Here is a 12,593-nt window from a genome sequence, read left to right as displayed (position 1 = left end):
ATCCTCTATTCCTCCGTGAAGTCCCCGGCATCCCTGCGGAAGGTGCCCAAGACGCGGATGAGGTGATCGACGTCGTCGGGCCCGAAACCTGACTTGCCGAAAACCTCGGCGTTGAGCGCTGCCGTCGCCTTTTTGGCCAAGGTGCGGCCATCTGCGGTGAGCTCGATCAAGGTGGTGCGTCCGTCTGTTGGGTGTGCAGAACGGGCAACCAGGGCGGCTTTTTCCAAACGGTCGACGGCGTTGGTCACCGAGGTGGGATGGACTTGCAGGAGCGCGCTGGCTTTGTTCATGGGCAACGCGCCGCTACGGGCGAAACTCAGCAACGCCAGCAATTCGTAGCGGGCGAAGGTCAGTCCGAACGGTTTGAGCACCGTTTCGATCCGCGCGAGCAGAATCTGTTGCGTGCGCATGATCGCGGTAATGGCAGCCATGGGCGCGGCGACATCGCCCCAGCCATGCCGTTCCCAGTTGCGCTGGGCGTCGGCGATGGGGTCTCGGGGGAGTGGGGTGCCCATGGCCCTCCTTCGTTGCTTGGTTGGCCTACTGTTCGGGTGGCTAGTCTTTCAGATTCGGGAACTCTTCCTCCGTGTATTCGACACCCAACCCGGAGGGCAGCGGACCGTCACCGTGCCTGGCTACTTCGGTCCCGCGCAGCTCCACGCGCCTGATTTTGCCGGAAATCGTTTTGGGCAGTTCGCCGAATTCCAGCCGCCTGATGCGCTTGAACGGCGCCAAGTGCTCCCGACAATACTTCAAAATATCCTCGGCAACCGCCGGCCCGGCTTCATAGCCCGCAGCCAACACGACGAACGCTTTGGGCACCGATAGCTTTACAGCATCAGGCGAAGGCACGACGGCGGCTTCCGCCACTGCGGGGTGTTCGATCAGGACGCTTTCGAGTTCGAAAGGCGACAACCGGTAGTCGGAGGACTTGAAGACGTCGTCATCCCGTCCAACGTACGTAATGACCCCGGCGGAGTCCCGGCTCGCCATGTCGCCCGTGTGATAGTAGCCATCGCGGAAAGCATCGGCCGTCTTGGCTTCGTCTCCGAAGTAGCTCTTCATGAGTCCCACGGCCCGGGGTTCCAAGCGCAAGCAGAGCTCGCCGTCGTCGGCTTCCTTACCGGTGATCGGGTCCACCAAGACCACGTCGTATCCGGGGAGCGGCCGCCCCATGGAGCCGATCTTCACCGGCTGGGCAGGGGTATTGGCAATCTGGACTGTTGACTCGGTCTGGCCGAAGCCGTCGCGGATAGTGACGCCCCAGGCTTTTTCCACTTGGCCGATGACCTCGGCATTGAGTGGCTCGCCAGCCGAAACCACCTTGAGTGGCGGGGTGGTGAGCTGGGTGAGGTCCGCTTGGATGAGCATGCGCCACACGGTGGGAGGGGCGCAGAAACTCGTGACCCCTTCGCGGCCCATCTGATCCATGAGGGCGGCGGCGTCAAACCGTTCGTAGTTGTAGATAAAGACGGTGGCCTCGGCGATCCACGGCGTGAAGACGTTGGACCAGGCGTGCTTCGCCCAGCCCGGGGAGGCGACGTTCAGGTGGACGTCGCCGGGCTCCAAGCCGATCCAGTACATGGTGGACAGGTGGCCCACGGGGTAGGACGTATGGGTGTGCTCCACAAGCTTGGCGCGCGAGGTGGTGCCGGACGTGAAGTACAGCAGTAGGGTCTCATCGGCTTTTGTGGCGGCGTCGGGCGTGAAGTCCGTGCCGGCGTCGTACGAGTCTGCGTATTGTTTTGCCTCTGCGTTGGATCTTCCAGAGCCGACCTCAATCAGTGTGTAGCCGCCCGCGACGTCGGCGAACTTGCCTATGTTCGCACTTCCCACGGCTACCCAGGTGGCCCCGCCGCGCTCCACCCGGTCCTGAAGATCGCGGGCGCCCATGAGGGTGGTGGTGGGGATCATAACGATGCCCAGCTTGATGCCGGCCAGCATGAGTTCCCACAGCTCAACCTGGTTGCCGAGCATGATGATCATGTGGTCGCCGCGCTTGACTCCTTGCTCCCGCAGCCAGTTGGCGAGTTGGGAGGAGCGTTGGGAGAGGTCCTTGTACGTGCGGCGGGTGGAGCTGCCGTCCTGTTCCACGATCACTAGTGCCGGCTTGTTGCCCCTGGTCTGGTCTGCCGCGAGCTTGTCGAACCAGTCGAGTGCGAAGTTGAATTCTTCAAAGCGTGGCCATTGGAATTCGGCGTGAGCCAACTTGTAGTCTTCGCGCAGTTCCAGCAGCCTGTCGCGGGCCGCACGGAAGTCTTCTGTGACTGTCATAGTCCGCCTTTCGCGTTCGGGTTCCCTGGCATCCTTGCCGAAGCATCCCGCCTAGTGATCCACATCACCTTGCAATATACTAGGACATCCAAGGGTTTGGAAGAGCCTAAGCGGGACATGACGAAGGGGTCCAATGCTCGACGAAAAAGCTGCCGGTACCGTTACCAACGGTGCGGCATCAGAACGCGTCCTGCCTCCTTATCCGGAGGCGGACTTGATGCACGTCATTGACCTGCTCCCTCCGGAGGAGCGTGCTCGGTACCTCGAGATCAGGGAGTTCCTTCAAACAAGGATCCGGGCTGCGAGCATCGACTATTGGAACCGGGAGGAATTTCCCTTCGGGCTGTTGGCCGACATGGCCAAATACGGGCTGGGCGGGCTGCAAACGGACGGCTCCTCAAAGCTGTTCAAGGGCCTCATGTACACGGAGGTGGCCCGCGCGGATGTGTCTCTTTCGGCGCTGGTAGGGATCCACAACGAGCTCATCGTCGGCATGATCGACGAGCTTGGTTCTCCTGATCAGAAGCGCAAATGGTTGCCCGGGCTGGAGGCGTTTACCCAGCTGGGCGCCTTCGCCCTCACCGAACCGGACCACGGCTCGGACATCGCCGGAGGACTCTCGACGACGGCGCGACGCGACGGCGGCGAATGGGTCATCAACGGTGCCAAGCGCTGGATTGGGGCCGGGACGATTGCCGACTTCGCATTGGTTTGGGCCCGGGACGAATCCGACGGCCACATCAAAGGCTTCATTGTGGAAACGGACCGCCCCGGCTACTCGGCCACCAAGATCTCCCACAAGATCGGCCTGCGTATCATGCAGAATGCGGACATCGTCTTGGACGAGGTCCGCATTCCGGCGGAGAACCTCCTTCCGGGTGCTACAGAGTTTTCCCGCGCCAACGATCTTTTGCGCGATTCCCGGGCCTGGGTGGGATGGCAGGCCGCCGGAATTCAGTTGGCAGCCTTTGATATCGCCCGTTCTTATGCGTTGGAGCGCAAGCAATTCGGCAAGGAACTGGCACGGTTTCAGTTAGTGCAGCAGCAGCTCGCCGACATTCTGGGCAACGCCAACGCCTCACTGTCCATGATGGTGGAATTGGCCCGAATCCAGCAGGCCGGGAAGCTCGAAATGGTTCAGGCGGCCATGTGCAAAGCCACCACCACACGGCTGGCCCGCGCGTCCGTGGCGATGGGCCGTTCCCTCTTGGGCGGGAACGGGATCACCACGGACTACGAGATGGCCAAGCTCTTTGGCGATGCCGAAATCCTCTACACCTACGAGGGCAGCTACGAGATCAACTCGATGATTGTTGCCCGCGCGGTGACGGGGAAGTCGGCGTTCGTCTAAGTCCTGCGCTGGTTTGAAGTGGGAGCTAGGAGCTTTGGGTTACCACTTGGGGAGACTCCTGGGGCGTGGCCAGGGCGGCGTGCTCGGCCAAGACTCCGGTGTGGTGCCGGATGCGAAGGCGGTAGAGCAGCGTTCCGCCAATGATGACCGTGCCGACAAAGATGACGCCGCCCCACTGCAGGTACCACTCGAAAGGCGGTACCGAGTTGTAGATCTCCGACCGCGGCCACACAAGGTTCAGCGTCATTGCGCCGCCCCACAGCACGGCGAGAATATTCACGGGCAATCCCCATTTGCCGAGGCTGAATCCGGGTTCTGTGGCGTCGTCCTTGAGGGGCCACTTCTTCAAGAACCGGCGCCGCAGCATGGGCACGGTCACCAGCAGGTAAGACAGGTAGATCAGAACGATGCTGATGCTGGACAGAATGGTGAAGATGGCCGGCTGGGAGATGTTGACGATCAGCGGAATGACGGCCACCACGCCAATCACGATCGCAGCCACCGTGGGGGTTTTCCGGGTGGGGTGTACTTTGCTGAGCTGACGGCTGAAGGGAAGGTTGTTGTCCCTGGCCATGGCAAACATCATCCGGATGGCTGCTGCGTGGACGGCCAGCGTGCAAACCACAACGGCTACCACGATGCACGCCAGGAAGGCTTTGCCGAAGGGGCCGCCCAGCACCGACAGCACGATGTACTGCAGTCCGCCATCGGCCGCTCCGAGCTTGGGATCGGAAAGATCCGGTGCGGCCAGGATTCCGCCCAGCAGGAGCAGACCTCCCAAGAGGAAGGAGGCCGTGACGGCGCGCAGGATCGCCCGGGGAGCCGTCTTCTTGGGGTCCTTGGTTTCTTCACCCAAGGAGCTCGCGGTGTCGAATCCGTACATGACGTAGCCGGAAGCCATGGCGGCAATGAGGAACACTCCAAAGAATCCCAGCGGATGCTCTTCGCCGAATCCAGCGGTATCCAGGAGGACTTCGGGTCCGCGCACGGAGTGCCAGATGAGCGCCGCAATAAGCAGGACGGCAGCAACCAGTTCCACGAACACGCCCACGCTGTTGATCATGGTCATGAGTTTCACGCCGAACGCGTTGATGAGTGTGGAAATGCCGATCATGATGCTGGCCAAGATGACCCCGTTGACGGCGAAGTCGTAAGGACCCGTTCCGTCGCCCACCAGCTGGAAACCGCTCCAGATCTGCGGCAAGGTGATTTGAAGGGCCAAGGCAACGGACCCCAAGGCCATGATGGAGGAGAGCAACAGCAACCAGCCAGCCAACCAGGCCCACGTTCCGGTGGAGAGCCTCTTGGCCCAGTTGTACACCGATCCGGCCACCGGGTAGCGGCCGGCCAGTTCTGCAAAGCACAGGGCCACCATGAGCTGGCCGACGAAAACTATGGGCCACGACCACGCATAGGCGGGTCCCGCCGTCGAAAATCCGAAGTAAAACAGTTGAAAAACGCCGGTGAGGATAGAGATATAGCTGACGCCGGCGGCGAAGCTGGCAAACTTACCGATGCTGCGGTCAAGGGTTTGGGCATAGCCAAACTCGTCCATACCGCTTGCATCGCTCTTGCAGGGTCCTGTTTTGCTGGGTTCTAACATTCGAACTCCTAGTTCAGACATGCATGAATGGTGATAGCCCGCGGCCGCCATAGGACGCAGTCGATATCAAAAGCCGGGCACCACGGTGTGCCTACGGCTGTTTCCCCCATTGTTTGTTGCGTGGGTCTAAAAGCAGGGTGCCTGTTCAGGCGAGGGACAAGCTGAAGTCCGCCTCCGTCGTCGTGGTTTCCTCCACCCGGCTGGCACTGAGGTGGGCCTTGATGAGGTCGGCACAGCGTTCTCCGATCATCATCACGGTGATGTTGGGGTTCACGGTGACGTGTTCCGGCATGACGGAGGCGTCTGCCACGCGCAATCCGGTAACGCCCTTGACCCGTAGTTCGGGATCCAGGGGTGACATATCGTCGCTCACAGGTCCCATGCGGACTGTGCCCACGGGGTGGTAGACGGTGTTGTGCGTTTTGCGGATGTAGTCCCGCAGTTCCTCGTCGGTCTGTGCCTCGATGCCGGGGGAGAGCTCCCGTCCGGTCCACTCAGCCATGGCCGGCTGCGCCGCAATTTCCCTGGCCTTGCGGATGCCGGCCACCATGACGCGCATGTCGTGGCCCTCCGGATCGGTGAAGTAGCGGGGGTCCACCATGGGCTTGTCGCGGAAATCCCGGCTACGCAGCCTGACCGTTCCACGGGAACGGGCGTGCGTAACGTTCGGAGTCAGGCTGAAGCCGTTTTCAGTGGTGGGGTAGCCGTAGCGCAGGGTGTTCATGTCGAAGGGGACAGAGCCGTAGTGCATCATCAGGTCCGGGCGATCCAAGCCCTCTTCGGTGGGAGTAAATATGCCGATCTCCCACCATTGGGTTGACTTCTGAACCATCGGCTGCTTGGCCTCGAACTGCACCACGCCTTCCGGATGGTCCTGCAGGTGCTCGCCGACGCCGGGGGAATCCACCAGGACCTCAATGCCATGCTGAGCCAAGTGAGCGGCCGGGCCGATGCCGGAAAGCATGAGCAGCTTGGGGGAATCGATTGCTCCGGTGGACAGAATGACCTCTCGGTGTGCTGAGAGCCTGTGCGTCCGGCCGAAAGCCGAGTCCACAACGTCGACGCCGGTGCAGCGCTTGTCTGCGTCGAACACCAGCTGGCGGGCCCGCAGGCCTGTCAGCAGCGTGAAGTTTTCGCGATCCACGATGGGGTGGATGTAGGAGACGGAACTGGAAGAACGTGTGCCGTCCGAGCGGCGGTTGATCTGGAAGAAGTTGGCGCCGTTAGTCACCGTGGTGCCGTCATTGAACTTCGCCCGGGGGATCCCGGTCTGCTCACAAGCATCAAGGAGTGCGACGCCGGCGGGATCGTTCGGGGGAACGTTCATCAAATGCACCGGGCCATCGTGGCCGTGGTGGGGAGCTTCCGGACCCGCGTCCTGGTTGGTTTCCAGACGCTGGTACAAAGGCCAGGCGGCAGCAGCATTCCAGCCGGTGGCACCGTACTTCGACTCCCACTCATCAAGGTCCTCGCGGGGAGCCCAGAAAGCAATGCAGGAGTTGTGGCTGGAGCAGCCACCCATCACCTTGGCGCGGGCATGGCGCATGAAAGAGTTGCCGTTTTCCTGCGGTTCCACCGGGTAGTCCCAGTCGTAACCCGATTCCAGCAGTTCCATCCAGCGGTCCAGCTGCAAAATTTCAGGCAAGTTCCGGTCGTCCGGGCCGGCTTCCACCAAAGCTACCGTGACGGCCGGGTCCTCACTCAGCCGGGCGGCGACGGCAGCTCCTGCAGATCCTCCACCAATGACGACGTAATCGAACCCGCGCTCGCTGAGGTTCTCAATGTTGTCAACGTGCATCTATTTCTCCTTGCCGTGGTCTGCGAACCAGCCGGTTACCTGCGGGCTGGTGTTCTGGTAGATGTGCTTGGCTTCCTGGTATTCACCCAGTCCAGTGGGACCGAGTTCACGGCCAACGCCGGACTGGCCGAAGCCGCCCCACTCGGCTTGAGGAAGATAGGGGTGGTAGTCATTGATCCACACCGTGCCGTGCCGCAAACGGCCCGCAACCCGCTGCGCCTTGCCGGCATCCTGGGTCCAGACCGCGCCCGCCAGTCCGTAGATGGTGTCGTTGGCAGTGGCTACGGCTTCGTCTTCCGTGCGGAAGGTCTCCACTGTTACTACCGGGCCAAAAGCTTCGTCGATGACTACCGACATTCCCCTGGTCACGCGGTCCAGGATGGTGGGCTGGTAGTAGAAACCGGCGTCGAACTTTTCGCCAACAGGCGCCGCACCGCCACACCGCAGCCGCGCGCCTTCGGCCACACCACGTTGGACGTAGGCGTCCACCTTCTCGCGGTGGGCTGCGGAAATCAGTGGTCCGGTTTCGGCGGACTCGTCGAACGGACCGCCAAGGCGGATGTTCTTGGCCTTGCGGACCAGTTCATCGACGAAGCGTTCGGCGATGGATTCCTCCACCACCAGCCGCGCCCCGGCCGAGCAAACCTGCCCTGAATGCACAAAGGCGCCGTTCAGCGCATTGTCGACGGCGGCGTCGAAGTCAGCGTCAGCGAACACGACGTTGGGGTTCTTGCCGCCGAGCTCCAGTGCCACCTTTTTTACGGTGCCGGCCGCGGCTGCGGCAATGCGCTTGCCGGTTTCCAGCCCACCGGTGAAGGAAACCAGGTCAATGTCTGGGTGCTCCGACAGCGGTGCGCCCGCTTTTGCGCCGGGGCCCGTCAGCAGGTTTGCGACGCCGTCCGGCAGTCCAAGATCCTTAAGCAACTGCATGGCAAGGATGGCGGTGGACGGGGTCAGCTCGGCGGGCTTCAGGACGAAGGTGCAACCGGCCGCCAGCGCCGGCGCAATCTTCCACGCCGCCTGCAGCAGCGGGTAGTTCCACGGCGTGATCAGGCCGCAGACGCCCACGGGCTCATAGACGATTTTGCTCACGACGGCGGGGTCTCCGGCATCCACCACCCGGCCGGCTGACTGCCCGGCGAGGCGACCGAAGTATTCGAAGCAGGCGGCGATGTCGTCAATGTCGATGCGGCTCTCGATGATTCGCTTGCCGGTGTCCAAGGATTCGGCGCGGGCGAACTTTTCTCGCCGTTCCCGAAGTTCCGCGGCGACCTTGAGCAGGAAAGCGCCTCGCTCGGGCGCCGGGACTGAAGCCCAGACGCCGGAGTCGAAGGCTGCGCGGGCGGCGGAAATGGCGCGCTCGGCATCTTCGCGGCCGGCTTCTGAGACCGTGGCGACGAGTTCGCCGTCGGCCGGGTTGTGGATTTCGCGCACCGCACCGGAAGCGGCCGGTTCCCATGCGCCGTTGATGAAAAGAGTGGAGGCGGAATCGGAAAATGTGGCTTGGGTCATACGAAGCAGGCTAGTGCACTTTGAACGTCCGTTCAAGAAAAATTATGAACAAATGTTCAAAGTGCTGTTGTGTGTCGGGGGACTCTCCCACCCATCCCTGCTCCCTGCCGCTACGAACCACTGACATGAAAAAGCTCGGACTCCGGACCAAAGGCCCCGAAACCATGGCAGCGCTGGCAGGCGTGGTGTCGGCCGGCGTCGTACTCGCCGTTGCCGAGCTGATCGGCGCATTCTTTACCGCCAGGGCAACCCCGGTGTTTGCGCTGGGATCAACCTTCATCGACTTCACGCCGCCGTGGATGAAGGATTTTGCGATTGCAACGTTCGGCACCAACGACAAAGCCGCGCTGTTCGTAGGCATGGGCCTCACCATCGCCGTCCTGGCCTGCGTTCTGGGCGTTGTGGCCTACCGGAAGTGGGCACTTGGCGTCCTGGGCGTCCTCTTCATGGGTGCGGTGATTGTGGCCGCCGTTCTGACCCGTGCCGGTGTGGGGCCTGCCGACGCCATCCCCTCCGTGCTGGGAACCATTGCAGGCCTCATCGTCCTGCGCCGTCTCATGCTGCCGTTGTGGAGGATGAAAGCGTGGCCTGAAGCCCCCGCCGATATGGCGGCCGACGCCGATGCCCAGGTTGGGGGCGCCGGTACCAGCCGCCGTCGTTTCTTCGCTGCTGCCGGGATCACCGCGGTAGCTGCCGGAATCGCGGCGACCGGTGGGCGGCTGCTGGGTGCCGCCCGAAACAATGTTGCGCAGGCTCGGGATGCACTCCGTCTGCCGTCGCCTTTGAAGGCTGCGCCCCCTGTTCCAGCCGGCGTCCAGTCCCCGGTGGCAGGAGTCTCCTCTTGGCTGACACCGAACAACGAGTTCTACCGCATTGATACCGCCCTGAGTGTCCCGGAAATCAACGTCGAAGACTGGGTACTGCGGGTGCACGGAATGGTTGAGAAGGAAGTAACCCTCACCTTCCAGGACCTGCTCGACGCCGATCTCATCGAATCGCACGTCACCCTCACCTGCGTCTCCAACCCGGTGGGCGGAAAGCTCGCCGGAAATGCCAAATGGCTGGGCATGCCCATCCGCCAAGTCCTGGCCATGGCCAAACCGAAAGATGGCGCGGACATGGTGCTCTCAACATCCATTGACGGTTTCAGTGCCTCCACCCCGCTGGAGGTCCTACAGGATGACCGCGATGCCATGCTGGCCATCGGCATGAACGGTGAGCCCCTTCCCATAGAGCACGGATACCCCGTGCGGATGGTGGTTCCGGGACTCTACGGATTCGTCTCCGCCACCAAATGGGTAATGGACCTGGAAGTCACCCGCTTCGCAGACAGCAAGGCTTACTGGACCGATCGCGGCTGGTCAGAACGCGGCCCCATCAAGACCATGGCACGTGTGGACGTGCCCGGGTCCTTCGCGAAGTTGAAGGCAGGGAAGGTGGCCGTGGGCGGCACCGCATGGGCGCAGACCCGCGGAATCACCAAGGTGGAAGTACAGATCGACGACGGCGACTGGGTGGAAGCAACCCTTTCCACAGAAGCATCCACCGTTACCTGGCGCCAATGGTCCTACGAATGGGACGCCACACCCGGCATCCACTACGTGAAAGCCCGCGCCACCGACGCCACCGGCGAAACCCAGACGGAAAAGCGCGCCGATCCGGTTCCCGACGGAGCCTCGGGCTGGCCGTCGGTGATGGTGACGGTGGAGTAATTGCTCGGTCCTGTTCCACCCGGACCAGGTCCGGCGGCCTTTGAAACCGATATCAGCTACAGGAGATCGCATGGACGGTGGGCCAGACCGGGTCAATGCCTCCGATGAGATCCAGGACGCCTTCGTTCCCATCCCAGTCCAGGGTGTATGAGCCGTGGGCAACCGGTTCATACCCGTCGTCCGTGGTCCACGAACTTTTGTGCAGTCCGATCCCGCCGAACCTCATCGCGTATACGTCACCCCTACCAGCGAAAAGGAAAGAAACCTCGCGCACAACGGCACGGCAACCGTTGGCCGCAGGAGGGTCCAAGACCCGGTAGCTGGCGCCCATGTCGCTGAAGGCACCGACTAGGAAGAGGACGCACACCACAGCGGCCACGGTGCTGCGCATCAGCCGGACATGCAATGGAAACGGTGGCACGCCAGCGCCGCGAGCTGCCCGGCTGGAGACCAGACGAAGCGTTACGGAGGTGGCCAGCAGAATGCCACTGAGAGCCCAGAAGGTTAGTACTGTCTCGCCCACAACCCAGAGCAGCGAGCCAAGTTGCGCCATGGCCGCCACCGACGCAATTGCCAGGCACACTGCCTCCAGGCGTTGCAGCACCGGAATGTTCATCGAACTCTTCACTCTCCCCCCGGTCCCCATGGGTTGAGAGTCTAACTGTGCCCGTCGTCGTTGGCTTCCTACTACAGTCCGCAGGTAGTGGCTATCCGAACACCCGGGTACCTTCAGGTAGCGCCGGCATGGAGGAGGCTCCGCCGCCGAGGTCCTTGTCATTGGCAGTCAGGCCGGTGGGATCGTAGTAGGCGGCAACCAAGCGCTGCTTGATGTAGCCAAGGACTATCTGGCCCTTTGAATCGCAGTTCCTGGCGGTGATGGCCGTGAAGTTCTGCCAGCCGTTCCCCGCAGCCGGGCGGATGGTCTTGGAGCTCCACTGGGTGGGTGTTGCATCCGGGATGATGTACTGGCGCAGCTCGCCGGTTGAGAGGGTGGCCATCAACACGGCCACAGGCCTGCCGTTGACGGCGACTGAAGGCGCCGAGCCGATGGATGTGATGGAAGCGCCTCCACCGAATACCTTGACCGTGCCGGTGATGGTCCGGGCGTTTGTGTCCAGGGTGTAACGGTAGAGTTCGCCGCCGCTGGTGAGCCGGAAGATGAACTGCTGGCCCTGGACGTCGGCTGTGCCACTGTATGTGGTGGTGATGGACTTCTGGAACCAGCCGTTACCGATGGTCGTCACCGGTCCGTCGATGGAGTGCTTCCATGTGCCGTCCGCCTGGAGGTCCTGCCGCTGGTTGTAGAACTTCGCTTTGCCGTCCGAAGAGGTGCCGAAGTAGGAGAACTTGCCGAAGGTCTCGTCCCCTAACCCGCCGGTCTGCGTCAGGTACGTCGCATCGAACGGAACGGGCGAGGACCAACTGTTGTTCTCCCAGCGGACCTCACCGCCGCTGAGGAAGACGGCACCGAGATTCCCGTTCGGTTCCATGCTCAGCAGGCCGCCGTAGCAGTCGGTGGGCGTCGGGGTGGGAGTGGGGTAAGCAGTGGCGGCGCTCGCAGGCGCGGCGCCGGAGAGTGCCAGTGCGCACGCGGCGAGGCCCCCGAACAGTTTCGTGGTGAGTTTCATGGACATCCCCCAAAGTCCGATTGGTAGTCACTCGATACTCGGGCACAGCCGGCCCCTCACGCTATGGGGCGAACTGCCCACCTGGTCCGTCACCGCCGCCCGTTTTGCCGCGTAGGGGCGAAAGCGATCTCTTCCGTCCGGGCAATCCCGCGCTCAATTGCTGCCTTGTCTATGCCCAACAGCGTGGTAAGCCACATGCCATTCTGCACTACAACGACGTCCGCCGCCCGCTCCCGGCATTCCTCGGGGGAAAGCCCCGGAATTGCATTGCCGATCAAAGCCGCGAGCCCTTGGAGGTATCTTTCAAAGGCCGCGGCATTGATTCGGGCAAAGTCCTCATCTGCTTGGGCGAGGGCCCACAAATGGAGGCGGAGCGATAGGTACGGTGTGGTCAGGAGCCCCGGATCCGCCACGCGCCGCAGGGACTCCCGGAGATGCTCGTCCGGTGTTGACGTAGCCTGCGGCTCCACCAGCAGGAGGTCGTGCTCTTCAATCTGGTGGAGCACCGCGCGGATCAGACTCGACTTGTCTTCGTAGTAGTAGTTCACAAGCCCAAGAGCGACGCCGGCTTCACGCGCCACGGCACGCATATTGATGCCCGAAATGCCGTGGCGGGACAGCAGTTCCAGGGCCGCGTCGAGAATGCGTTTCTGCCTGTCAACCTGTTCGCCGGACTTTACGGTGCTTGTACCCATTCGGCCAGACTATTGCCTAA

At 62.4% G+C, this 12,593-nt stretch carries 10 protein-coding genes; 2 read left to right on the top strand and 8 right to left on the bottom strand.

Annotation, left to right across the window (positions count from 1 at the left end):
• Positions 1-5: 5 nt before the first annotated feature.
• Both J7I86_RS03970 and J7I86_RS03965 read right to left on the bottom strand, forming a co-directional pair.
• Complete coding sequence (locus J7I86_RS03970; RefSeq protein WP_214815795.1) at positions 6-515, bottom strand: MarR family winged helix-turn-helix transcriptional regulator; 510 nt, start codon at positions 513-515, stop codon at positions 6-8.
• Positions 516-555: 40 nt separating this feature from the next.
• Entirely contained in the window at positions 556-2,274 is a 1,719-nt protein-coding gene (locus J7I86_RS03965; RefSeq protein ID WP_214815792.1) for an AMP-binding protein, read from the bottom strand.
• A gap of 133 nt (positions 2,275-2,407) precedes the next feature.
• On the opposite strand from J7I86_RS03965, the gene J7I86_RS03960 reads away from it, so the two are divergent.
• Positions 2,408-3,625: an acyl-CoA dehydrogenase family protein gene (locus J7I86_RS03960; RefSeq protein WP_214815789.1), complete on the top strand. Its 1,218-nt coding sequence runs from the start codon at positions 2,408-2,410 to the stop codon at positions 3,623-3,625.
• A gap of 25 nt (positions 3,626-3,650) precedes the next feature.
• Here J7I86_RS03960 and J7I86_RS03955 read toward each other — a convergent pair whose 3' ends face one another.
• The 3 genes from J7I86_RS03955 to J7I86_RS03945 form a co-directional block, all read right to left on the bottom strand.
• Entirely contained in the window at positions 3,651-5,228 is a 1,578-nt protein-coding gene (locus tag J7I86_RS03955; protein ID WP_214815786.1) for an APC family permease, read from the bottom strand.
• A 145-nt stretch (positions 5,229-5,373) separates the two neighbouring features.
• Positions 5,374-7,026, bottom strand: coding sequence for a GMC family oxidoreductase (locus J7I86_RS03950; RefSeq protein WP_214815783.1), 1,653 nt, complete (start codon positions 7,024-7,026; stop codon positions 5,374-5,376).
• Positions 7,027-8,538, bottom strand: a complete 1,512-nt coding sequence (locus J7I86_RS03945; protein WP_214815780.1) for an aldehyde dehydrogenase family protein — start codon at positions 8,536-8,538, stop codon at positions 7,027-7,029.
• Positions 8,539-8,663: 125 nt separating this feature from the next.
• Between J7I86_RS03945 and J7I86_RS03940 the strand changes: the two genes are divergently transcribed.
• Positions 8,664-10,250 carry a molybdopterin-dependent oxidoreductase gene (locus J7I86_RS03940; protein WP_286179273.1) on the top strand — a complete coding sequence of 529 codons (1,587 nt, stop codon included), beginning with the start codon at positions 8,664-8,666 and terminating at the stop codon, positions 10,248-10,250.
• Positions 10,251-10,302: 52 nt separating this feature from the next.
• Here the strand turns inward: J7I86_RS03940 and J7I86_RS03935 are convergent, their stop codons facing one another.
• From J7I86_RS03935 to J7I86_RS03925, 3 genes are all read right to left on the bottom strand, one after another.
• Positions 10,303-10,866 carry a hypothetical protein gene (locus J7I86_RS03935; protein WP_214815777.1) on the bottom strand — a complete coding sequence of 188 codons (564 nt, stop codon included), beginning with the start codon at positions 10,864-10,866 and terminating at the stop codon, positions 10,303-10,305.
• A gap of 91 nt (positions 10,867-10,957) precedes the next feature.
• Complete coding sequence (locus J7I86_RS03930; protein WP_214815774.1) at positions 10,958-11,878, bottom strand: hypothetical protein; 921 nt, start codon at positions 11,876-11,878, stop codon at positions 10,958-10,960.
• A gap of 89 nt (positions 11,879-11,967) precedes the next feature.
• Positions 11,968-12,573 carry a TetR/AcrR family transcriptional regulator gene (locus tag J7I86_RS03925; RefSeq protein ID WP_214815771.1) on the bottom strand — a complete coding sequence of 202 codons (606 nt, stop codon included), beginning with the start codon at positions 12,571-12,573 and terminating at the stop codon, positions 11,968-11,970.
• Positions 12,574-12,593: the final 20 nt, after the last annotated feature.

Origin of the sequence: Arthrobacter sp. ISL-95, assembly GCF_018613695.1 — a bacterium.
In the GTDB taxonomy this organism is placed as follows: Bacteria; Actinomycetota; Actinomycetes; order Actinomycetales; family Micrococcaceae; genus Arthrobacter.
Note: the sequence above shows the minus strand (reverse complement) of the source record. Positions and strands in the feature narration are given on the sequence as shown.